The organism is Ruegeria halocynthiae (assembly GCF_900106805.1).
Taxonomy (GTDB): Bacteria; Pseudomonadota; Alphaproteobacteria; order Rhodobacterales; family Rhodobacteraceae; genus Ruegeria; species Ruegeria halocynthiae.
In genome coordinates, this window is sequence record NZ_FNNP01000001.1 from 618329 (window position 1) to 641044 (window position 22716).

Sequence of the window (22716 nt, forward strand, 5' to 3'; positions counted from 1 at the left end):
TAGGGAATATGGCTCCGGCGGTAGGGATCGAACCTACGACCAATTGATTAACAGTCAACTGCTCTACCGCTGAGCTACGCCGGAACGGTTCGCGCCGTATAGCAATCTCGTTTTGCGGCGTCCAGAGGGGTGGTGGTGTTTTTCTTCAAAAATCTCTGCCCGCTCTTGGCGGTACGATGTAAGCAGTATTTTAAGAGAAATTGGCTCCGGCGGTAGGGATCGAACCTACGACCAATTGATTAACAGTCAACTGCTCTACCGCTGAGCTACGCCGGAACTGAGGGGCGTATAACAACCCGGTTTTTCGCCGTCCAGAGGGGAAGCGCATGGCTGCAAACTTTTTTCGCGCTCAGCTGATCCTTCGAAATCGGGCAGTAGCCGAAATCGTGTCATCAGGTGCCACGCGCGACTTTCCCGTCAGATCGACCAGATGGGCGAAGACATTCCTTTCGGCGGCCCGAAGCAATGCATCTGGTGTCTCGGCGTAGATTCGTTGCGCCAGTTGTCGGGCCGTGGCAGGGCCTTGCGCGAGGACCTCGAGTATCTGGGTCTCGCGCGTCAGGCGGTGCTGGATCAACCAGTCCAGCCGTTCACCCGGTTCGGAAACGGGCGCGCCATGGCCGGGATGAAACACCGACCATTCCCGCGCGCGCAGGCGGTGGCAGGCAGCCATGAAATCTGTCAGATCTCCATCCGGAGGTGAGACCAGCGAACTGGCCCATCCCATCACGTGATCTGCCGTAAAACAGGCATCTCCCCATGCCAGTGCGATATGATTGCCCAGATGGCCCGGAGTGTGAATGACCTCGAGCTGCCAGTCGCCGGTCGAGACGACTTCGCCGTCTTCCAATTCTATATCGGGACGGAAATCAGAATCGATTCCCTCACCACCACCCGCAAGACCGTTTTGTGCCAATTCGGTCATCACATCGCTGCGCCCGGCCTGTGGACCGCCAAATGCCAGAACTTGGGCGCCTGTCCGGCCCGAAAGTGGGGCCGCCAGTGGGGAATGATCCAGATGGGTGTGGGTCACAAAAATGTGGCTTATCCGTTGACCGGGTTGCAGCGCATCCAGAATGACCCGCAAATGCACGTCACTCAGCGGTCCCGGGTCAATTACGGCAATGTCTTTGTTGCCCAGCAGATACGTATTCGTGCCGCGATAAGTCATTGGGGAAGGATTGGGCGCCAGCACCCGTCTGAGGCCGGGGGCAAGTTCATCGACCCGTCCGGGGGGCGGGTTGAAATCGTCGGGGGTTTGCATTCTGACCTCTTCCTCTTGCCCGGGCAGCCCGCTAGGTTTAGCGCATGACGACCCAATGGCTCAAACTCTATATGCCGCGCAGTCTTTACGCGCGCGCCGCACTTATTCTGGTGCTGCCGGTGATAGTTGTGCTTCTGGTTGTGGCGATTGCATTTCTGCAAAGGCACCTTGAGGAAGTTACCGCCCAAATGACGCGCACCGCGGCGCGTGAGGTGACGTTGGTGCAGAATGTGATGGAGGGTGCTGAGACCCAGCAGCAGGCGCTGGCTGCTGCGCGGTCAGATCTTGCGGCTCTGAACATGACTGCAAAATTCCTACCGCTGAATCAAGAACCACAGATTGACAAGCGTCGGTGGTATGATTTCATCGCACCACAGGTTGAAGCTGAAATGCGCGTGTTGCTGCCCCAAATGCAAGAAATAGCATTGCCAAATGGGCATGAGGTACGGCTTTATCTGGGAACAAATCTCGGCACGTTGGAATTGAGTTTCGATCGACGACGCCTGTCACCGACGGCACCGCATCAGCTTATCGTAACGATGGTTTTCTTTGCGGCTCTGATCACCACGATCTCGTTTCTATATATGCGCAATCAATTGCGGCCAATCACCCGACTTGCAGATGCGGCTCAGGCGTTCGGTCGTGGGCGCGTGGTGCCATACTCACCCGGCGGCGCAATCGAGGTACGCGCAGCAGGCAATGCCTTTGTCGACATGCGCGCCCGAATCGAACGGCAGATCGAACAGCGCACCTTGATGCTGTCTGGTGTCAGCCACGACCTGCGGACGCCTTTGACGCGGCTTAAGTTAGGTCTGGCTTTGCTGCCGGAAGAAGAGGCAGCCCCGCTTCTGCAGGATGTGGACGAGATGCAATCGCTGCTGGATGCGTTTTTGGATTTTTCGCGGGGAACTGCGGAAAGTTCACCCGAGGAGGTAGAGCCTGAGTACTGGTTGAGCCAGATTATTGATGATGCGCAGCGCGCGGGCCAGAATGTCGAACTGGTTTCGGTCGAAGGACAAGGCACCGCGATGGTGCGTCCGACCGCGATTCGCCGGGCAGTCGAGAACCTGATCGGAAACGCGATTCGCTATGGCTCTCGGGCCGAAGTCAGTCTGTCGATGACCCCAAAATCGCTCCGCATTCGGGTCGAAGATGACGGTCCCGGTATTCCAGTTGAGCTGCGCACCGAGGCCGTCAAACCCTTCACGCGTCTTGACCCGGCTCGAAACCAGAATCAGGGTAGCGGAGTTGGTCTGGGTCTTGCGATTGTCGCCGACATTGCACGTGTGCACGGCGGTATCTTGCGGCTTGGCAGCAGTGAAAGATTGGGCGGGTTATGCGCGGATATCGTGATTGGGCGGTGATTTGGTAGGCCCGGAGGGGCGTAGAAAATCATTTTGTAACAATCTGTTAAGTGGGCGCACCTCAACCCAAATGCATCTTCGAGTTGGCTAACCCAATAAGATCAACTTTGTGCTGTGTGGTGGTACATGATTAACAATCGAAGCCGTCAGTTGTGGGCTTTTTAGTTCCGCAACAGGCCAAAAGTCAGTTGAAATGGTACCTCCAGAGGTGGCCTGAGAAGCTGACCTCCGGAGGTACCCAGTCTGGAACAGTATACAGGCAAAACCTGTTCCTTTCCACGGCTGACAAAGCCACAAATCATCTTGGGAATTGATTTGCAATCCCAAGTTTAGTAAAAGGATAATCTTTCTATATATGATTGTAGAATGGTCCTGAGAGATGGACAGAATGTGAGATTGAGTTCCTGATCGGACTGCACGCTAACGTTCAAGAAAGCTTACAATTCAACAATATCAGTTGGTTAGCCACCATAGATTATGGCTAACCAGCGCGTAAGCGCTTGAAAAAACAGCAATATGGTAGGCCCGGAGGGACTCGAACCCCCAACCAAAGCGTTATGAGCGCTCTGCTCTAACCAATTGAGCTACAGGCCCGCCGATGCGCCTTGCGTATCACGATGGCTGCCCGCGTCAAGCCTGACCGTTGCAACATCGTCCACAATCGAATAACCCGCGCGCAAAGCACTCATGAGGGATTGGCCATGACAGCGGGCAAGAACGGAATCACCTATGCCGACGCAGGTGTGGATATCGATGCAGGCAACGCTCTGGTCGACCGGATCAAGCCTGCGGCGAAGCGCACCAATCGCTCGGGTGTGATGAGCGGGCTGGGCGGTTTCGGCGCTCTGTTCGATCTAAAAGCAGCTGGGTATGAAGACCCGATTTTGGTGGGCGCTACCGACGGCGTGGGAACCAAGTTGCGAATCGCGATTGATACTGGCGTAGTTGATGGCGTTGGCATTGATCTGGTGGCGATGTGTGTCAACGATCTGATCTGCCAAGGGGCTGAGCCGCTGTTTTTTCTGGATTATTTCGCCACTGGCAAGCTGGACGCAGAAACAGCCGCGCGGATCATCGAAGGTATAGCCGAAGGGTGCGTTCAGTCTGGTTGCGCATTGATCGGCGGTGAGACAGCCGAGATGCCGGGCATGTACCCGGAGGGTGATTTCGATCTGGCCGGGTTCTCTGTTGGTGCGATGGAACGCGGAATGGCGCTGCCTGAAGGTGTGCAACAGGGCGATGTCCTGCTGGGGTTGGGCTCGAACGGTGTGCATTCCAACGGCTATTCACTGGTACGTAAACTGGTCGAGATATCTGGACTGGGTTGGGATGCACAATCTCCTTTTGGCGACGGCACTTTGGGCGAGGCGCTGCTGACACCGACGCGGCTGTATGTAAAACCCGCTCTGCAGGCGATCCGGGCAGGGGGCGTCCATGCTTTGGCCCATATCACTGGCGGGGGTCTGACCGAAAACCTGCCGCGCGTTCTGCCCGAAGGGCTTGGGGTCGAAATCGATCTGAACTCCTGGAATCTACCGCGTGTGTTTGAGTGGTTGGGTGAGACCGGCGGGATGGCCGAAGCCGAAATGCTCAAGACTTTCAACTGCGGTATCGGTATGATCGTTGTCTGCGCGGCAGAGCAGGCCGACGACCTGTCAAAGATGCTGACTGACGCGGGCGAAACCGTTGCCCGGATCGGGTCTGTTTCCGAAACACCGGGTGTGGCGTATTCAGGCAAGCTGCTGTGAGCCACAAGCGCGTCGCAATCCTGATATCCGGTGGCGGGTCAAACATGCTGTCGCTGGTCGACAGCATGATCGGAGATCACCCGGCGCGGCCGTGTCTGGTAATGTCGAACGAAGCGCAGGCGGGCGGTCTTAGAAAAGCGGCCGAGCGTGGCATTCCCACCGCAGCCATCGACCATCGGCCGTTTTGCGGCGATCGCGCCGCGTTTGAGGCTGAATTGCTTAAACCGCTGCTGGCAGCACAACCGGATATCATATGTCTGGCTGGGTTCATGCGCGTTCTGACCGGTGATTTTGTGTCACGATTCCATGGGCGAATGCTAAACATTCACCCCTCGCTGTTGCCTAAATACAAAGGTCTGAACACCCATGCCCGTGCCATCGAAGCAGGCGATGTCGAACATGGTTGCACCGTTCACGAAGTCACCGCCGCGCTGGATGACGGCCCGGTTCTGGGACAGGCGCGCGTGGAGGTAAGGGCAGGAGACACGCCCGAAGACCTCGCCGCCCGTGTGTTGGTGCAAGAGCACAAACTCTATCCCGCCGTTCTGCGCCAGTTCTCTTTGGGCAACAAAGACCCAGTTCTGTTGCCCTGACACCAAGGGGTGATTTACACGCGCAGGGTATTCGTCTTATGGTCCGATATCGCTCGGGACGAGGACGGCACGGGCAGTCACAAGAACCAAAAACAAGAACAGCACCGCGCATGAAAACCTTGAAAACGACGCAAGAGCTGGCCGCATTCTGCACGGCTGCTGCACAATACCCCTATGTCACTGTAGATACCGAATTTCTGCGCGAACGAACTTATTATTCCAAACTCTGTCTGGTGCAGCTCGCGGTGCCATCCTCAGACGAAGATAGTGCCGTTCTGGTTGATCCCTTGGCTGACGGCCTGTCGCTGGAGCCTTTGTATGAACTGTTTCGGAATGAAAGCGTGGTCAAGGTGTTCCACGCGGCACGACAGGATCTGGAGATTTTCTGGGTCGATGCAGGCGTCTTTCCGACACCGCTGTTTGACACGCAGGTTGCAGCGATGGTCTGCGGCTTTGGAGAGCAGGTCGGCTATGAGACACTGGTGCGAAAGATCTGCAAGGAAGGCGTGGACAAAACATCCCGTTTTACTGACTGGTCGCGCCGCCCCCTGACGGAGGCGCAGAAGACCTATGCGCTGGCTGACGTAACCCATCTACGGAATATTTACGAGCATCTGGCTGGTGAACTGAAGAAAACGCAGCGGGATCATTGGGTGGCGGAAGAATTGCGCATCCTCACACGTTCCGAGACCTACGACATCCGCCCCGAAGAGGCGTGGCGCCGGGTCAAGACCCGCACCAATTCTGCTAAGTTTCTGGCCGTGGTGCGCGAGCTGGCGCAGTTCCGCGAAGCTTACGCGCAGGAAAACAATGTGCCCCGCAGCCGAGTGTTCAAGGATGACGCATTGATCGAGTTGGCTTCGACCAAGCCCAAAACACCCTCGGATTTGGGTGGCTCACGGTTGTTGTTGCGCGAGGGGCGCAAAGGGGCGATTGCGGATGGTATTCTGGCGGCGGTGAAACGGGGTGTGAATTGCCCTCAGGATCAGTTACCCAAGATCGACAACAGTCGCGACAAGTTGAAGGTCAATCCGGCACTGGCAGATTTGTTGCGGGTGCTGTTGAAATCCAAAACCGAAAGTGCAGGCGTTGCGGCGAAACTGATCGCCTCCAGCGCCGATCTGGATCAGATCGCCGCCGGTGAGCGTGAGGTGCCAGCAATGTCCGGCTGGCGGTTCGAGGTGTTTGGCGAAGACGCACTAAAGCTATGCGAAGGCAAGATCGCGCTGGCCGCAAAGGGGCAGGCCGTACAGGTCGTCTCGCTTTAGCGGCGACGTGATTCCAGCGCATTTTGCTGGCCCTTAACCCGGACCAGACGAATGCCTTCCAGTTCCTGAGTGGTGACGTTGATAGCGTCTGACACCATGCGTGACCGTTCGGTGCCCTGCGCTGTGGCATATTCCGGATAATCCACGCGGAAAGTGAATTCCATAATGCCATCTTTCGCAAGTTCTTCGGAATTTACCCGCGAAAGCCGCGCATTGTAGGCGCCTTGTCGTGTTGCAGTCCCGGCAGAATAAATTATCGCACCCGCGGGGGTGGGATCGATCCGCAGCTCATTGATTACCGCGATCGAAACACTGTTATCCTCCGCATCCGGTTTGGCGAACAGCCCTTTTTCTTCAGCTTTATCGGGAAGCAACGCATTGGCATCATTGGGAGAGGTTTCGGTTGGGCTGGGTGTGCTGCTGCCAAACCAGTTTGATGGGTTCGCTCGTGAATTGCGCCAGCTGCTGCAAGCGGAGAGAACCATTGTGGAGATCAGAAGAACGGACAGAGTTTTGTGCATGGACCCAACACTTTGCGCAACTTTACATGCATTGGGGTTATCGCAATTTCGACCACTTGAAAAGCCACGCAAAGGGGTGGACAGCCGGTTAAGCTGGACATAGTTCACATTTGTGACCGCATAACGCAAGGACAGCCCACTATGGCAACGCCCGCCTTTGAAGAGATAGTCGAAGATTTCGAGTTCCTTGAGGACTGGGAAGACCGCTATCGCCATGTCATCGAGCAAGGCAAAGCGATGGAGCCACTGGATGACGCGTTCAAGGTTCCTGCGACCAAAGTGAATGGCTGTGCCAGTCAGGTCTGGTTGCAGCCGACCATCGAGAATGGCCAGTTCCATTTTGACGGTGACAGTGATGCGTTGATCGTGCGGGGGCTGATCGCGGTTTTGCGGACCCTTTATAACGGCTTACCTGTGGGTGATGTGCCGAAGGTGGATGCCGGGGGTGAACTGGCGCGTCTGGGGTTGCATGACCACTTGTCGGCGCAGCGCTCGAACGGGCTACGTGCGATGATTGATCGGATTCGCGAAGTGGCGCTGGCCAGCGCCTGACCCTCAGTCTGGTTTGTCCGATGCTTTACGTGCCGCCCAATCAGACAGTGTGCTTTCCAGATCGCCATAACCGGTCTGGCGGCGCTCAAACGCCAGTCCCATCCGTTCGGCGCAGTCCTGCGCCCGTCGGGTGAGGTCCGGATTGTCGGTTTGGGCCTGATAGACAAGTTTGGTATAGTTTCCGAAATACATCTCGCGCAGTTCGGGGTGCCGGTCCAGACCAAGCGGCTTCCAGACAAACGCATCAAATTGCCGAGCGAGAAAGTCAGTCAGATAAAAGGCCGTGATCTCTTCGTCGCTATGGGCGGCAAAGGTAAGATTCCCCTCGAAGAAAGAATAGCAGTGCGGGCCCTGGATCATCTCGACTCCCAGACGTTCACAAGCCGCCTGTAGCAGGCCGCCGGTTCCGCAATCAGCATAGACTACATAGATTCGGTCATATGTGTTCTGATGCTTGGCGACGGCATCCTCAACCGCCTGAGTAATCTTTTCCGGGTGTACATGCAGAATCGCGGGCAAGCAGGTCAGCGCCATGTGATCCCAGCCATTGCGCTCTTTCAAATCCAGAATTTCCCGCGCGAGTGCACCGCAGGCGATCAAAAGAATCGACTCAGCAGCGCGAGGCGCGACGTAACCCTGCTGGGTCAGGCTGTCATCATCTGGCATTTGGGTGTCTGTCATCTGATCTCTCTGGCTGGCAAGTATCATACATGATTGCGGGCGTTGGACAAAAAAGGCCGCCCCAAATAGGGCGGCCTGTCTCACGGTATGGTCTCGTGCTTTAGCCGGCCAGTTGGTTGTGCTTGCGCGACATGAAGTCTTTGGCCATCTCAACCGCGACGGCTGCATCACGGCAATAGCCATCAGCGCCAATTGCCTTGCCGAACTCTTCGTTCAGTGGGGCTCCGCCAACCAGAACAGTGTATTCTTCGCGCAGGCCTTGTTCGACCAAAGTGTCGATCACAACCTTCATGTAGGGCATGGTCGTCGTCAGAAGGGCGGACATGCCCAGAATGTCGGGCTGCTCGTTCTCTAACGCTTCAAGATAGTTTTCAACCGGGTTGTTGATGCCGATATCAACAACCTCGAACCCGGCGCCCTCCATCATCATGGCGACAAGGTTCTTGCCGATGTCATGGATGTCACCCTTGACGGTGCCGATGACCATCTTGCCGACGCGCGGGGCACCGGTCTCGGCCAGCAGCGGCTTGAGGATGGACATGCCGCCTTTCATGGCGTTGGCGGCCAGCAGCACTTCGGGCACAAACAAGATGCCATCACGGAAGTCGTGGCCAACGATAGTCATACCACCGACCAGCGCTTTGGTGAGGACGTCGTAGGGTACCCATCCGCGCTCTAGCAGGATGTTCACAGCTTCCTCGATCTCTTCCTTCAGACCGTCATAGAGGTCATCGAACATCTGTTCGACAAGTTCGTCGTCATTCAGTTCGGACAGGACGATGTCTTCTTCATCGGACATGGGTGTTTCCCTGAGCTGAGTGGGCCTGTGGCCCGGGTGGCATTTTTTCCGTTTTGGCCATTTCGTCGCAGTTATACTGAGACGATTGCGACCTTGGTCGTTCCGAGACCGACCTATAGGCCGAATTATCGCACCCAGCGATATCGAATTTTGCAAGATCATCCTGCATTTGTTTCATCAGCCACGGCAAACTCGTCCTCTGTCAACTGCTTTGCCTGGCTTCGTATTCCGCGATTGTCGTTTGCAGGTCATGGAACTTGCCAGTGAACCGGGATTCGATTACATCCAGTTTATGGAACAAACTGTGAACAAATGGCTGCCAACGTGAAGAATCCGGGGCGTGGTTCAGCCTCGAACGCGGTAGGCCGGTTCGAACGCTTTGCAACCGAAGCGGCCGATGATGGTTGGGATGGTCCCGACGATTTGCCGCCGCTGCGAACCGAGGTTCGAAATGAGATGGCCCGCAGCCTGATTACCTATAACAAATCACCTGATCTGCCCTTTGATCGTTCGATCAACCCGTATCGAGGATGCGAGCATGGGTGTGTCTACTGCTTTGCCCGGCCAACCCATGCCTATCTCGGCCTGTCACCGGGTTTGGATTTTGAAACACGTCTTATCGCGCGCCCCAATTCTGCCGAGATACTGCGCCGAGAGCTTTCTGCGCGATCATACAAGGTGGCAACGATTGCTTTGGGCACCAACACCGACCCCTATCAGCCGATTGAGAAAAGTCACGAAATAACAAGGGGCTGCCTGCAAGTTCTCAGGGATTTCCGGCACCCTGTCGGTATTGTGACGAAAGGCACGTTGATTGAACGTGATCTTGATATTCTGGCGCCGATGGCTCGGAAGGGCCTTGTGCGGGTCGGGATTTCTCTGACCACATTGGATCCGGATCTGTCCCGGCGGATGGAGCCGCGCGCACCGTCGCCGCAGCGCAGGCTGCGCATGATTCGTAATCTAACCGGGGAAGGGGTGCCCGTGCGCGTCATGACCTCGCCCGTCGTACCAGGTCTGACCGATCATGAGCTTGAGAACCTGCTGGAGGCGGGAAAGCAGGCTGGTGCTGATTCCGCAAGCTGGATCATGTTACGGCTGCCGCGCGAAGTGTCTGATCTGTGGCGCGAATGGCTGGCCGAGCATCAACCGGGCAGGGCAGAGAAAGTCATGGCGCGGCTGCGTGAAATGCATGGCGGCAAAGAATATGATCCCCGTTGGGGGCACAGGATGCGCGGCGAAGGCAACTATGCCGAGATGATTGCACAACGGTTCAAGGCCGCTGTGAAACGTTTGGATTTGGCGGTCAATCTGCCGCCACTGAACTGCGATGCTTTTGCGCCTCCGCCTCAGCCCGGGGATCAGTTGTCGTTGTTTTGATGCTGTTGATCAAAAGCTGATCCCGATCCCTGCGGAAAATCCGTTTACTGTATCACTGCCATAATAACGGACCATGAAACGGGTTGTTGATACCCAGGGCACCCAAGTATCAGACAGATCAACCTCGATCCCGCCACCAACGCGGGCCAGCCAATCGGTGCCCAAAACCAGTGACTGGTCCCCGATTAGATAAGACAGAGACAGATCGCCAACCCAGCGGACCGGGCGCCCGAACATGCGTTTGCCTGTAGGAAAACGATACCGTGACCACAGAACCGCGTTTGCAGCGGTTGACTCGACCAGCAGGTCTTTACTGTCGCCGATGGGCCAGTATTCGATGTGTGTGTAACGCAGGCTCGCTTCAAAATCCCGATCATTGGACATCGGTTGCTCGTATGAGGCGGTCATCGAACCGCCCGCGCCACCCGCCCAAATGCCACCGCTTTCTAGAAAATCCCGATCAAGCCCCAGGCGGTTGGCGATGGCTTGCGCACCGACCGACGCATCGGATTGAGTGCGCCCGACCGAGATATGGGCCATCGGAGTCAGTTTCCAATACTCGCCAATATCGAACTGATAGCCGACACCACCGGTGAGGGCGAGGCTGGTCCACTTCAGCGGAATGCGGGTCGTCTCGCCGGTGCCGCTGAAAGTCAAAACAGGGTCATAGCGCGCGTAGCCAATGTAACCTTCGAGATAAATGGGAACACCTTCAGCCAGACGAAAACCACCACCCAACTGGGCGGATTTGAAATCATAATCGCGATTGTCGGTATTTGATCGCAACGAGATAGTACTGGCAGAATCGTCCGGAATGCCCGCCAGACCCAAAATCGCCAGTGACCCGGCAGCGTTTTCTTGCTGCTGCTTTTCAAAGGCCTTTTCAAGCAAGCTTTGTGCGGATGCAGTCTGAGCGAACAACAATGATAAGAATATTAAGGCGAAACGCATGAGGATTTGAAAACCATTCGTAGGACGCAGCAACCCTAGGCTGAGAGGGCATTAGCAAAAAGAACGAACATCTTGATGGATAATGATTGCCTCTGAACGGTTTCATTTTGGTAACGCTTCGAAACAAAAGAAGGCCCCGGAAAACCGGGGCCTATTCGTTGAGTTCCAGTGGTGATTCAGCGGTTCTCGATATCCATGTAATCGCGCGTAGTCGCACCCAGATAGAGCTGGCGCGGACGGCCGATCTTGTTCTGTGGATCGGCGATCATTTCCTTCCACTGGCTGACCCATCCAACCGTGCGCGACAATGCAAAGATCGGGGTAAACATCGAGGTTGGGAAACCCATCGCTTCCATCACGATGCCCGAATAGAAGTCGACATTCGGGAACAGCTTCTTTTCGATGAAATACGGATCTTCCAGCGCCTGCTTTTCCAGTGCCTTCGCGACCTGCAGCTTGGGGTTGCCCTCGATACCCAGCAAGTCAAGAACCTCATCCGCAGACTGCTTCATCACAGTCGCGCGCGGATCAAAGTTCTTATAAACGCGGTGTCCAAAGCCCATCAGGCGGAACGGATCGTCCTTGTCCTTGGCGCGTTCGATGAATTCAGGGATTCGATCTACGCTGCCGATCTCTTCCAGCATTTCAAGGCAAGCCTGGTTTGCGCCGCCATGCGCCGGCCCCCAGAGGCAGGCGATACCTGCCGCGATACAGGCAAACGGATTGGCACCCGATGACGACGCAAGACGAACCGTCGAAGTTGAGGCGTTCTGTTCGTGGTCAGCCTGCAGCATGAATATACGATCCATGGCACGCGCCAGAATCGGGTTCACCTCGTAATCTTCGGCGGGAACCGCGAAACACATGCGCAGGAAGTTCGATGCATAGTCCAGGTCGTTGCGCGGGTACACGAAGGGCTGACCGATGTGGTACTTATAAGCCCAGGCCGCGATGGTTGGCATCTTCGCGATCAATCGATGCGACGCGATTTCGCGCTGGCGCGGGTCCGAGACGTCGGTGGAATCGTGATAGAAGGCTGACATGGCTCCGACCACGCCCACCATGATGGCCATGGGGTGCGCATCCCGGCGGAAACCGCGATAGAAATACTGCATCTGTTCGTGCAGCATCGTATGTCGGGTAATCGTGGTCTCGAAGTTCTCAAGGTCTTTTGCCGAAGGCAGTTCACCGTAGAGCAGCAAATAGCTGAGTTCCAGGAAGTGTGATTTCGAAGCGATTTGTTCGATCGGATAGCCGCGGTGCAACAATTCACCTTTGTCGCCATCGATGAAGGTGATGGTGCTGTCACAGCTCGCGGTCGAGGTGAAGCCAGGGTCATATGTGAATACACCGGCCTGACCATAGAGCTTGCGAATATCGACTACATCGGGACCCGCAGTCGGAGAAAACACCGGCAGTTCATAGCTTTCGCCGTTTACAGTCAGAGTGGCTGTTTTTTTGCTCTCGGTCATGTTTATCCCTTCTTCATTCGTGCATGTGCCGGATCGCTGTCCGACAAAGCAGGCAACGACTGCGTTCGTCGCGCAGTCCGTTATTAACGGAGCAGCGTTACCCTAATGCGAAACTAATCAGGGTTTGCTACATCAGAAAGCCGCGCCAGGGTTTCATCCCGCCCAAGCACGAGCATCATGTCAAATACCGAAGGTGTTACTGCTCGGCCTGCCAGCGCCGCCCGCAGCGGGCCGGCTAATTTGCCGAACTTAACCCCATTCGCCTCTGCGTACGAATTCAGGGTCTCCTCCAGTTCGTTCCGAGACCAGCTAGCATTTTGCAACTGCGGCGTCAATTCTTTCAGTATACCATCGGATACTGATGCCAGTGCTTTAGCAGCTTTTTCGTCTGGTCGAATTGGGCGGGAAATCAGTGTAAAATGTGCTTTTTCAAGGAGTTCCGGGAAAATTCGTGCGCGATCCTTGAGGCAATACATCGCACGGGCCAGATCACCAGATTGTGTGTCGGTCAAGGCTGGCAACTCTGCCGCAGCCAGGTAGGCCACGATTTCCTGCTGCAATGCAGCATCTTCCCCTACGGCAATATGCTGCCCGCACAGGTTTTCCAGTTTCTTTACATCAAACCGGGCAGGGCTCTTGCCGATGCCATCCAAATCGAACCATTCTTTGGCCTGCGCGTCAGTGAAAAACTCGTCATCCCCATGGCTCCAACCCAGTCGCGCCAGATAGTTGCGCATCCCGGCGGCGGGATATCCCATGGCCTGATACTCCTGCGCGCCCAAAGCGCCATGGCGTTTGCTAAGTTTTTTGCCATCCGGCCCATGGATCAGAGGAATATGGGCCCAGACCGGCACTTCCCAACCCATGGCCTCATAGATCATCATTTGGCGTGCCGCGTTATTGAGGTGGTCGTCGCCCCGGATCACATGGGTGACGCCCATGTCGTGGTCGTCAACCACAACTGCCAGCATATAGACCGGAGTTCCATCCGAGCGCAGCAAGATCATATCGTCCAATTGATCATTGCGAATGGTCACATCACCTTGCACCTGATCGCCGATCACCGTGGTACTGTCCTGCGGTGCCTTAATGCGGATCACATAGGGTGCGTCAGGGTGCGATGCCGGATCAGCGTCTCGCCATGGGCTGCGGAACAGGGTCGATTTCCCTTCGGTTCGCGCCTGTTCGCGGAACGACGCGATCTCTTCCTGCGTTGAAAAACACTTGTACGCCTTGCCTTCAGACAGCAACTGATGCGCAACCTCGGCGTGTCGGAGGGCGCCTTCGAATTGGCTGATAACATCTCCATCATAATCCAACCCCAGCCATTCCATTCCCTGTAGAATTGCAGCCGTTGCCTCAGGGGTGGACCGTTCCCGATCCGTATCCTCAATCCGCAACAAGAATTTGCCTCCGCGACCCCGCGCGTAGAGCCAGTTGAACAACGCGGTACGCGCGCCGCCGATATGCAGAAATCCGGTGGGAGAGGGGGCAAAGCGGGTGACGACCTGATCGGACATTGTATGGATTAACCTTTTGGTAACCTAAGCGGGCATAGTTTGGCGACTATCTACCCAGCCCGAAGGACGGGGGCAACCATGCGTGTTCTGACACGGGTCGAGACTGCGCTGCTGACCCAGCGGGGACATTTGTTTCCTTGGTCTCCGGTTGGTCTTGCGGTCGGAATTGGCTGCTATTTCAGCCTGAGGTTTGAACCCGGGGTCAATCTTTATGACGGGGTTTTGGCTTTTGCGTTGCTGGCAATTGTCATCACCCGCTGGTTGCGTGTGGCATGGGCACCATTGGCCATAGGTCTAGCCCTGATTGCTGTGGGTTTCCTGTTGGCGGGCGCACGGGCTCACAAGGTTGCAGAGCCGGTTCTGCAATGGCGCTATTACGGCCCGGTCGAGGGGAGGGTCGTGGCGCTGGACCGCTCTGCGTCGGATGCGCTGCGGGTAACACTGGATCAGGTACGCATCGGGGACGTTCCTGCTGATCAGAGACCCCGGCGCATCCGGCTGTCCATACACGGAGCAACCGTGAATCTGTCACCGGGGCAGAGAATTATGACCACCGCCCATCTGTCACCGCCACAAGGGCCTGTCGAACCCGGAGGCTTTGATTTTCGCCGCCATGCGTGGTTTCAGGAGCTGGGCGCTGTCGGTTACACACGGGTTCCGGTTCTGAGCGTTGCGCCACCCTGGGCCGGGCGTGACGGAGTACATATCACGGTGTGGCGAATGGCGATCTCGGATCGGGTGCGTGCAATTTTACCCGGCGAGGTTGGGGGATTTGCCGCTGCCGTCACCACCGGTGATCGCAGTGGGATTGGTCAGACCTCATTGGAGGCATTGCGCGCCTCTAATCTGGCGCACCTTCTTGCGATCTCGGGTTTGCATATGGGTTTGCTGACGGGCTTCGTATTTATGGCCTGCCGCGTCGGACTGTCGGTGATCCCAGTCTTGGCCCTTCGATTGCCAGTACGTAAAGTGGCTGCAATCTGTGCACTGGTGGCCGCGACGGTCTATCTTTTCCTGTCCGGCGGCAACGTCGCAACCGAGCGTGCCTTTGTTATGGTTTGCGTCATGTTTGGCGCTGTGCTTTTGGATCGCCGTGCGATCTCGCTGCGGGCCGTGGCGTTGGCGGCGCTGATCGTGCTGGTGTTACGCCCGGAGACCCTGCTGAGCCCTGGTTTCCAGATGTCGTTCGCAGCAACGACGGCGTTGGTGGCGGCATTTGGCGGGCTGCGGGGTTACGGTCCGATGCCCGGCCCGAAATGGTTGCGACCTGTGTTGGCTCTGCTGATGTCCTCGGCTATCGCCGGGGTCGCGACGGCGCCGATCGGAGCGGCACATTTTAATACCATGTCACACTACGGATTGCTGGCGAATCTGGTTTCTGTGCCAGTCATGGGTACGGTGGTGGTTCCGGCCGCGGTCGTCGCCGCACTTTTGGCGCCATTCGGGCTTGAAGCACTGGCGCTGCAGGTGATGGGCGCCGGTCTACGCTGGATACTGGCCGTCGCGCGTTGGGTTTCGGACCTGGATGGTGCGCGCGGTTATGTAGTGAGCCCAGCGGATTTTGTTCTGCCTGTGCTGGCGATGTCTTTTCTTTGGTTGATGCTGTGGCAAGGGCGCGCAAGGTGGTTTGGGGTTGCGCCCGCAGTCATGGCAATTGCGATGTGGGGGCCGGGGCATCGCCCGGACGTGCTAATTGCTGAAACCGGGGGGCTAGTTGGCGTAATGACCGAACAAGGGCGGGCTCTCAGCAAGCACAAGGGAAGTGGTTTCGTTGCATCGGTCTGGCTGGAGAATGACGGTGATGGTGCGGATCAACCAAAGGCGGCGCAGCGATGGCCGGATGCATCGGGCGGTGTTCAACGCTACCTGATCGGCGGCAAAGAGCTTGTTCACCTGACCGGAAAGCGGGTCGCGCAGACCTTTGAGGAATGCAGGCCGGATCAGATCATTGTCGCATCCGTATCGCTGACCCTGAACGGAGAGTGCAGCGTGTACGATCCCGACACATTGCAGAAAACGGGCAGTCTGGCCTTGTCCAAAGGACGTATGTTCACCAGCTCCGAAGCCACGGGTCGCCGCCTATGGTCGCCGCACACGCGTCAGTAGCTTCGGATCAGACCGACCAAGCGACCTTGTACCTTTACCTTGTCCTCGGGCAGCACACGGGTTTCATAGGCCGGATTTGCAGCTTCAAGTGCAATAGCCTGACCCCGGCGGAAGAACCGTTTCAGCGTGGCTTCCTGATCTTCGACCAATGCAACCACGATATCGCCGTTATCGGCCGCTGTGGTCTCGCGGATTACTACTACATCCCCATCATTGATCCCGGCTTCGATCATCGAGTCGCCACGCACCTCAAGCGCATAATGTTCACCACTGCCCGATACCATCGACCCCGGTACGGCGACGTGGTGCGAGACATGGCTGATGGCTTCGATCGGCACACCGGCAGCGATCCGCCCCATGACCGGCAACTCCAAAGCGTCAACTCTTACAGGCTCGAAATTGGCCGGGCGTGGACCTTCCGGGCGATTCCCCTCGATCACGCGCGGTTTGAAGCCTGCGGTCGGTTCACCACCAAGGCTTTCGGGTAGCTTGACGATTTCGATAGCGCGGGCACGGTGGGCAAGGCGGCGGATAAAGCCACGCTCCTCCAATGCGGTGATCAGGCGATGAATTCCTGATTTCGATCGAAGGTCCAGAGCGGCCTTCATCTCGTCAAAACTGGGTGGAACACCGACCGCTTGAACGCGTTTGTGGATGAATTCCAGCAAATCCAATTGCTTCTTGGTCAGCATCGCTCGCACCTCATCGCTTATGCGTTTTCTTTTGTTCTACGCATGTTCACGTTTTGTGTCAACGGATTTACTGGATGGGCAGGTAGGTGACCTCATCACCGGTTGTTCGTGCGGGATCGTGCGGTTGGCGGACCAGCAATGCATTTGCTTGCGCCAGCACACTTAGCAACGCGCTGTCCTGATTGTCACAAGCCCGAATTCCATCATGGTTCACAATCGCGCGCATGTAGTGTTCGCGCCCACCATTTTCAGCGAGAGGTGCAATTAGTCGGGCCCGCTGCAGAGGGGGAAGCACTTGATCAATTCGCAGCATTCGGCGCACCATCGGGACCAGAAACAGATATCCACACACCATGGCGCTGACCGGGTTGCCAGGAAGGCCGACCATTGCGGCATCGCCGAGACGACCAGCCATCAGCGGTTTACCGGGGCGCATACGGATCTTGTAAAACGACCGTTCCAGCCCAACCCCCTCCGAGACGTCGGCGACCAGATCGTACTCGCCGACGGATGCCCCTCCGATGGTCACCACAAGGTCTGCACCCTGCGCCAAGTCAAAGGCTGTTTCCAGCGAGGTTACCGTGTCTTGAGCGATCGGTAGAACCCGTACATGTGCACCGTTTTGTTCAAGCAGTGCCTTAAGGCCAAAGGTGTTCGACGCGATGATCTGATCGGGCCCGGGCATTTCGCCGGGCATCACCAATTCGTTGCCGGTTGAAATCAGGGCGACCACAGGTTTTCGCGTCACGGGAACCGAGGCGATGTTCATCGCTGCCATCAAGGCGACATCTTCGGGCCGGAGGAGACGAGGCGCGCTGATCCGTGCGCCGATCGTGAAATCAACACCAGCGGGACGAATATTGGCCTTGGCTCCCGGGCCATCAGTGATGGTGATCAGATCGCCTCTGCGGTCGACATCTTCTTGAATGACGACAAAATCTGCTCCGTCGGGCACGGGCGCGCCGGTAAAAATTCGCACGGCCTGACCTGGCCCAACGGTCCCGTCAAAGCGCTGACCCGCCGCTGCTTCGCCCACCACCTTGAACATCGCGTGCAATTCAACCTCAGTCGATTTGACAGCGTAACCATCCATCGAAGAAGCTGCAAAAGGTGGCTGATCGCGTGTCGCTTCAACGTCTTTGGCCAGGATGCGACCGGAAGCCTCGGACAATTGGGTCGTTTCTGCGGGCAGAGGTGCAACAAGATCGAAAAGCAGCGCCCGCGCTTCTTCTACTGTGATCATGATGCCTCGTAACGACCTGATTTACCGCCATCTTTCAGAAGAACGCGAATGCCGCTGATCTCCATAGATTTGTCTACGGCTTTGGCCATGTCATAAACTGTCAGGGCCGCAGTTGAAACAGCAGTCAGCGCTTCCATCTCAACACCGGTCTGACCCGAGGTCTTGACTGTCGCCGCGATCTGCACACCGGGAAGATCGGGGTCCAGGGTCAATTCGACTGCAACTTTAGTAACCGGCAGAGGATGGCAAAGCGGAATCAGATCCGGTGTCTTCTTGGCCCCCATAATGCCAGCAAGTCGGGCGACACCCAAAACGTCGCCTTTTTTGGCCCTACCTTCTGAAATGATATCAAAGGTTTCCTGCGCCATCCTAATGTGACCAGATGCAACCGCAACCCGGTCGGTGACAGCCTTGTCGGAGACATCCACCATATGGGCCTCACCCTTGGCATCAAAATGGGTCAGCGGCATCACATGACTCCGGGGATGAGCGGATTGGCCAGCAACGAGCGGGTGGCGGTGGCGACATCCTCTTGCCGCATCAGGCTTTCACCGATCAGAAAGCACCGTGCTCCATAACGGGCAATATCGGCAAGGTCAGCAGGGGTACTCAGGCCGCTCTCGCAAACAATTGTGCGGCCCTCGGGAACCAATTTGGATAGATCGCGCGTTGTATCAAGGCTGGTCTCGAAGGTTTTGAGATTGCGGTTGTTTATCCCGATCAAGGGGCTTTTCAGCTGCGCCGCGCGCTCCAGTTCTTCGGCGTCATGGACTTCGATCAGAACGTCCATACCCCAGTCAAAAGCCGTCTGCTCCAGCTCAGCGGCCTGAGCGTCGCTGACCGACGCCATAATGATCAGGATGCAATCGGCGCCCAATGCACGGGCCTCGACCACCTGATACGGGTCATACATGAAATCCTTGCGCAACGCGGGCAGAGAACATGCTGCGCGCGCCTCGGTCAAATACTCTTTTGCACCCTGAAAGCTGGGTGTGTCGGTCAGCACTGACAGGCAGGCAGCGCCTCCCGTTTCATAGGCTTGGGCCAATTCCGGCGGGTTGAAGTCATCGCGGATAAGCCCTTTGGATGGGCTGGCTTTTTTGACCTCGGCGATCAGCCCATAACCGGTGCGGGTCGCATTGTGCAAAGCTTCGGCGAAGCCACGCACATCTGGTGCATTGCGGGCCTCAGATTCCAGCGTCTCCAGCGACACATTCGCTTTGTCTGAGGCAACTTCTTCCAGCTTGTAGGCTTTGATCCTGTCCAGAACGGTTTCGGTCATGCGGCTTCCTGTGTAATGCGCGCCAGAGCCGAGATCTTGTCCCGCGCGCTGCCGCTGTCGATGCTTTCGGTGGCCATGGCGACACCCTCGCGCAAATCTCCTGCCGAGTCGGCCACGACCAGAGCGGCGGCGGAATTCAACAGCACCGCATCGCGGTAGGCTGATGGAGCCCCATCCAGCAGAGCGCGGAATGCGATGGCGTTTTCCTCAGGCGTGCCACCGATGATATCCTCGAACGGATGCACCGGTAGACCTGCGTCTTCCGGGTGAAGTTCGGTCTCTTTGATGGTGCCGTCCTCGACCGATGCGACCCAACTGATCCCGGTGATGGTCAGTTCGTCGGTGCCGTCAGACCCGTGCACCAGCCATGCGTGTTCTGCGCCCAGCAAACCCAGAGTTTCGGCCATGGGACGGATCAGGTCCCGGCTGAAAGCGCCGGTCAGCTGGCGCTTAACACCAGCAGGGTTGGTGAGTGGGCCCAGAATGTTAAAAATAGTGCGCGTTCCAAGTTCCTGCCTCGAAGGCATGACATGGGCAATTGCCGGGTGATGCATCGGAGCCATCATGAAGCCGATACCGACCTCTTCCAGCGCTTTTTCAACCACTTCCGGCCCGACCATCACGTTGATGCCAAGTTGCCCCAACGCATCTGCTGCGCCGGATTTTGAACTCAGGTTTCGATTGCCATGCTTGGCGACAGTGACACCGGCACCTGCCACCACGAATGCGGTCGCGGTCGATATATTCAGTGTGCCTTTGCCGTCGCCACCGGTTCCGACAATATCCATCGCACCCGCTGGGGCGGTGACGGCATTGCACTTGGCGCGCATAACGGCTGCGGCTGCGGCGTATTCCTCCACCGTCTCTCCGCGGGTCCGCATGGCCATCAACAGCCCGCCGATCTGGCTGGGTGTTGCAGCGCCATCAAACAAGATCCCAAAGGCCTGTTCAGCCTCGGCCCGGGTCAGCGCGCGGTCGGCCGCAGCACCAATCAGCGGTTTCAAAGCGTCGCTCATGCGGGGACTTTCATTTCATTCAGGAAGTTCTTGAGCAGGGCGTGCCCATGTTCGGAGGCAATGGATTCAGGGTGGAACTGAACGCCATGGATCGGCAGATTCTTGTGTTGCAGGCCCATGATTGTGCCATCTTCTAGTTCAGCTGTTATCTCAAGACAGTCGGGCAGGGTGTCCCGATCCACGATCAGCGAGTGGTATCGCGTCGCTTCAAACGGAGACGGTAAGCCCGCAAACACGCCTTTGTTGGTGTGATGCATGGTTCCCATTTTACCGTGCACGATCTCATGACAGCGCTCGACATTGCCGCCAAAAACCTGACCGATGGTCTGGTGGCCCAGGCAGACACCCATCAGCGGGGTCTGCGTCTCGGCTGCGGCTTCGGTCAGGGCCAGGCAGATGCCGGCCTGATCCGGGTCGCATGGGCCGGGGCTGAGCAATATTCCGGCCGGGTTCATCGCCATCGCTTCCTGCACATCCAGCGCGTCGTTCCGGCGTACGACCATCTCGGCGCCCAGTTCGCCCAGATAGTGAACGAGGTTGTAGGTAAACGAGTCATAGTTGTCGATCAGCAGCAGCATTTAGGCACTTATCTTCCTGAGGGCATTTCAGGCTGGCGATGCAGCCCCTTGCCACGATATAATGTCGGGACATACATGCTCAGGCTTGTACGGCAGCGTCAAGAGGACATACCCAACTTGGCCCATGTGCAAGTGAGCGCCACAGAAGATGGCACACGGGCGATTGAGGCACGAAACAACGCGAGAGGCGAGATTTCGATGGGCGGATTTTATGGTGGACTGATCGCCGGGGCGGTCTCTGTATTGGCACTGGGCGCGATCCTGTCGCTGAGCACCCCATTGTCGCGCAAACCTGAAGTTGCAGCCACGGCGCCCGAAGTGGCCGATGCGCCCGAACAGGTTCAGACGGCGCAGGTGGGTGAAGCCGGTGTTGATGCCGATTTGCTTGAACTGCCGCCCGCAGGCCCAGAAAGCCCGGCGCAATCGTCTGATTCTCTGGATAGCCTGGCCGATATCGAAACCGATCCGGGCGCGCCGCCGGCGGCGGGGCAGACGCCCACTGACACCGAAGCGCCGGTAAGCGTTTCATCGCCTGCCGTGGCCGTCCAGACCGATGCACCAACGGCGCCACCAGCGCCGCCCGCGACCCCGGAAACGCCACAGCAGGAGGCTGAGCCTGCGATTCTTGCAGACGCTCCGTCGCCATCAGAGCCTGTGGAAGAACCAGAACCGCAGGTGGTGGAAGAGACGCCTGAAGAAACTGCCCCTCAGGTCGCGGCCCTTCAGCCAAGGCCCGAACTACTCCCCGATGTCGCGCCGGAAGCACCGGACGCTGAAACCGAACCCGAGCGCAACCCGATTGCCGTCGAAGGCGAAGAAAATACCCGCCCCGTACGCCAGCCACGTGTGTTGACCCTGCCTCAGATCGACGGGGACGGCGCCACAAGCTCGGGCACATTGGTCGGAAAGCGTGTCATCCCGCTGACCGAGCGGGATGATCCGATTGCCGAAGAGCCCGGGCTGGTGACGACAACGGTATCAAAACCGATCGAGGAACATGCGGCCACCTTCGAAAACACCGAGTCCAAACCGCTGATGTCGATCATTCTGATTGACGATGTGGGTGCGTTTGGCGCCGAGGCCCTGCAGGACTTTCCATACCCGTTGAGCTTTGCCGTCAGCCCTTCCGACCCGCAAGCCGCCGAGAAGATGGCGCGTCATCGTGAAGCCGGATTCGAAGTGCTTGCCCTGATTGATCTACACGAAGCCGCCAGTGCACAGGATGCAGAAGTGTCATTGTCTGTGTGGTTGGATGAATTACCCCAAACGGTTGGCATTCTGGAAGGCGTCGAAAGCGGCATTCAAGGAAACAGAAAGCTGGCCGATCAGGTTGCTGCGATAGCCGGTGATACCGGACGGGGACTGGTGACGCAGGATAATGGATTGAACACCGTGCAAAAGCTGGCTGCGCGCAACGGAGTCCCGTCCAGCGTCGTATTTCGGGACTTTGACGGAGCTAAGCAAGACCCCAAGATCATGCGGCGTTTTCTGGATCAGGCCGCATTCCGCGCCGGTCAGGAAGGTGCTGTGGTAATGCTGGGCCGTCTGCGCCCCGAGACGATTTCGGCTTTGTTGCTCTGGGGGCTTGAAGATCGCGGCAACCGTGTGGCGATGGCACCGATCTCAGCTGTGATGATGCAAGAGGTCCAGCAGGACGACTCCGGGTCCTGATGAACAAGCGGCGCC

General features: G+C 57.2%; 21 protein-coding genes and 3 tRNA genes. 8 read left to right on the top strand and 16 right to left on the bottom strand.

The window, feature by feature from the left end; all coding sequences use genetic code 11:
• Positions 1 to 9: 9 nt before the first annotated feature.
• The 3 genes from BLU89_RS03160 to BLU89_RS03170 form a co-directional block, all read right to left on the bottom strand.
• Positions 10 to 84 (bottom strand) — tRNA-Asn (locus BLU89_RS03160).
• Between the two features lie 117 nt (positions 85 to 201).
• Positions 202 to 276: transfer RNA gene (locus tag BLU89_RS03165), tRNA-Asn, on the bottom strand.
• Between the two features lie 73 nt (positions 277 to 349).
• A complete protein-coding gene (locus tag BLU89_RS03170; protein ID WP_074734401.1) occupies positions 350 to 1264 on the bottom strand; it encodes an MBL fold metallo-hydrolase in 915 nt (304 codons plus the stop codon).
• Positions 1265 to 1308: 44 nt separating this feature from the next.
• Between BLU89_RS03170 and BLU89_RS03175 the strand changes: the two genes are divergently transcribed.
• Entirely contained in the window at positions 1309 to 2628 is a 1320-nt protein-coding gene (locus BLU89_RS03175) for an ATP-binding protein (RefSeq protein ID WP_074734402.1), read from the top strand.
• A 517-nt stretch (positions 2629 to 3145) separates the two neighbouring features.
• Here BLU89_RS03175 and BLU89_RS03180 read toward each other — a convergent pair.
• A tRNA-Ile gene (locus BLU89_RS03180) sits at positions 3146 to 3222 on the bottom strand.
• A 107-nt stretch (positions 3223 to 3329) separates the two neighbouring features.
• Here BLU89_RS03180 and purM point away from each other — a divergent pair.
• The 3 genes from purM to rnd all read left to right on the top strand — a co-directional run bounded on the left by purM (position 3330) and on the right by rnd (position 6237).
• The gene (purM, locus tag BLU89_RS03185; RefSeq protein ID WP_074734404.1) at positions 3330 to 4376 is read left to right on the top strand and encodes a phosphoribosylformylglycinamidine cyclo-ligase; all 1047 of its coding nucleotides are present in this window, start codon (positions 3330 to 3332) and stop codon (positions 4374 to 4376) included.
• Positions 4373 to 4969: a phosphoribosylglycinamide formyltransferase gene (purN, locus tag BLU89_RS03190; protein WP_074734405.1), complete on the top strand. Its 597-nt coding sequence runs from the start codon at positions 4373 to 4375 to the stop codon at positions 4967 to 4969. Before purM ends, purN begins: the two co-directional genes overlap by 4 nt.
• Positions 4970 to 5079: 110 nt before the next feature.
• Positions 5080 to 6237: a ribonuclease D gene (rnd, locus tag BLU89_RS03195; RefSeq protein WP_074734407.1), complete on the top strand. Its 1158-nt coding sequence runs from the start codon at positions 5080 to 5082 to the stop codon at positions 6235 to 6237.
• On the opposite strand, the gene BLU89_RS03200 is transcribed toward rnd, so the two are convergent.
• Positions 6234 to 6866 (bottom strand): hypothetical protein, encoded by a 633-nt coding sequence (locus BLU89_RS03200; RefSeq protein ID WP_245709651.1) that lies wholly within the window; start codon positions 6864 to 6866, stop codon positions 6234 to 6236. The two genes, rnd and BLU89_RS03200, sit on opposite strands and share 4 nt — an antisense overlap.
• A gap of 33 nt (positions 6867 to 6899) precedes the next feature.
• On the opposite strand from BLU89_RS03200, the gene BLU89_RS03205 reads away from it, so the two are divergent.
• Positions 6900 to 7310, top strand: coding sequence for a SufE family protein (locus BLU89_RS03205; RefSeq protein WP_074734410.1), 411 nt, complete (start codon positions 6900 to 6902; stop codon positions 7308 to 7310).
• A gap of 3 nt (positions 7311 to 7313) precedes the next feature.
• Here BLU89_RS03205 and BLU89_RS03210 read toward each other — a convergent pair whose 3' ends face one another.
• Both BLU89_RS03210 and BLU89_RS03215 read right to left on the bottom strand, forming a co-directional pair.
• A complete protein-coding gene (locus tag BLU89_RS03210; RefSeq protein WP_074734412.1) occupies positions 7314 to 7991 on the bottom strand; it encodes a DUF1638 domain-containing protein in 678 nt (225 codons plus the stop codon).
• Between the two features lie 100 nt (positions 7992 to 8091).
• The gene (locus BLU89_RS03215) at positions 8092 to 8790 is read right to left on the bottom strand and encodes a corrinoid protein (RefSeq protein WP_074734413.1); all 699 of its coding nucleotides are present in this window, start codon (positions 8788 to 8790) and stop codon (positions 8092 to 8094) included.
• 312 nt (positions 8791 to 9102) lie between these two features.
• Between BLU89_RS03215 and BLU89_RS03220 the strand changes: the two genes are divergently transcribed.
• The gene (locus BLU89_RS03220; protein WP_074734414.1) at positions 9103 to 10170 is read left to right on the top strand and encodes a PA0069 family radical SAM protein; all 1068 of its coding nucleotides are present in this window, start codon (positions 9103 to 9105) and stop codon (positions 10168 to 10170) included.
• 9 nt (positions 10171 to 10179) lie between these two features.
• Here the strand turns inward: BLU89_RS03220 and BLU89_RS03225 are convergent, their stop codons facing one another.
• The 3 genes from BLU89_RS03225 to gltX all read right to left on the bottom strand — a co-directional run bounded on the left by BLU89_RS03225 (position 10180) and on the right by gltX (position 14113).
• Positions 10180 to 11121, bottom strand: a complete 942-nt coding sequence (locus tag BLU89_RS03225; RefSeq protein ID WP_074734416.1) for an autotransporter domain-containing protein — start codon at positions 11119 to 11121, stop codon at positions 10180 to 10182.
• Between the two features lie 176 nt (positions 11122 to 11297).
• Positions 11298 to 12593: a citrate synthase gene (gene gltA / locus BLU89_RS03230; protein ID WP_074734417.1), complete on the bottom strand. Its 1296-nt coding sequence runs from the start codon at positions 12591 to 12593 to the stop codon at positions 11298 to 11300.
• Positions 12594 to 12706: 113 nt separating this feature from the next.
• Positions 12707 to 14113 (bottom strand): glutamate--tRNA ligase, encoded by a 1407-nt coding sequence (gltX, locus tag BLU89_RS03235; protein WP_074734419.1) that lies wholly within the window; start codon positions 14111 to 14113, stop codon positions 12707 to 12709.
• Between the two features lie 78 nt (positions 14114 to 14191).
• Between gltX and BLU89_RS03240 the strand changes: the two genes are divergently transcribed.
• On the top strand, positions 14192 to 16219 hold the full coding sequence (locus BLU89_RS03240) for a ComEC/Rec2 family competence protein (RefSeq protein WP_074734420.1): 2028 nt from the start codon (positions 14192 to 14194) through the stop codon (positions 16217 to 16219).
• On the opposite strand, the gene lexA is transcribed toward BLU89_RS03240, so the two are convergent.
• From lexA to BLU89_RS03270, 6 genes are all read right to left on the bottom strand, one after another.
• Entirely contained in the window at positions 16213 to 16911 is a 699-nt protein-coding gene (gene lexA / locus BLU89_RS03245) for a transcriptional repressor LexA (protein WP_074734422.1), read from the bottom strand. The genes BLU89_RS03240 and lexA overlap by 7 nt on opposite strands.
• Before the next feature lie 67 nt (positions 16912 to 16978).
• The gene (locus BLU89_RS03250) at positions 16979 to 18154 is read right to left on the bottom strand and encodes a molybdopterin molybdotransferase MoeA (RefSeq protein ID WP_074734423.1); all 1176 of its coding nucleotides are present in this window, start codon (positions 18152 to 18154) and stop codon (positions 16979 to 16981) included.
• Positions 18151 to 18624, bottom strand: a complete 474-nt coding sequence (moaC, locus tag BLU89_RS03255; RefSeq protein ID WP_074734425.1) for a cyclic pyranopterin monophosphate synthase MoaC — start codon at positions 18622 to 18624, stop codon at positions 18151 to 18153. The genes BLU89_RS03250 and moaC overlap by 4 nt, the downstream gene beginning before the upstream one ends.
• Positions 18624 to 19436 (bottom strand): indole-3-glycerol phosphate synthase TrpC, encoded by an 813-nt coding sequence (gene trpC, locus BLU89_RS03260; RefSeq protein ID WP_074734426.1) that lies wholly within the window; start codon positions 19434 to 19436, stop codon positions 18624 to 18626. The genes moaC and trpC overlap by 1 nt, the downstream gene beginning before the upstream one ends.
• Positions 19433 to 20452: an anthranilate phosphoribosyltransferase gene (gene trpD, locus BLU89_RS03265; protein WP_074734428.1), complete on the bottom strand. Its 1020-nt coding sequence runs from the start codon at positions 20450 to 20452 to the stop codon at positions 19433 to 19435. The genes trpC and trpD overlap by 4 nt, the downstream gene beginning before the upstream one ends.
• Positions 20449 to 21030, bottom strand: a complete 582-nt coding sequence (locus tag BLU89_RS03270; protein WP_074734430.1) for an anthranilate synthase component II — start codon at positions 21028 to 21030, stop codon at positions 20449 to 20451. Before BLU89_RS03270 ends, trpD begins: the two co-directional genes overlap by 4 nt.
• A gap of 126 nt (positions 21031 to 21156) precedes the next feature.
• Here BLU89_RS03270 and BLU89_RS03275 point away from each other — a divergent pair, with 126 nt between their 5' ends.
• Positions 21157 to 22701 (top strand): divergent polysaccharide deacteylase family protein, encoded by a 1545-nt coding sequence (locus BLU89_RS03275; protein ID WP_245709695.1) that lies wholly within the window; start codon positions 21157 to 21159, stop codon positions 22699 to 22701.
• Positions 22702 to 22716: the final 15 nt, after the last annotated feature.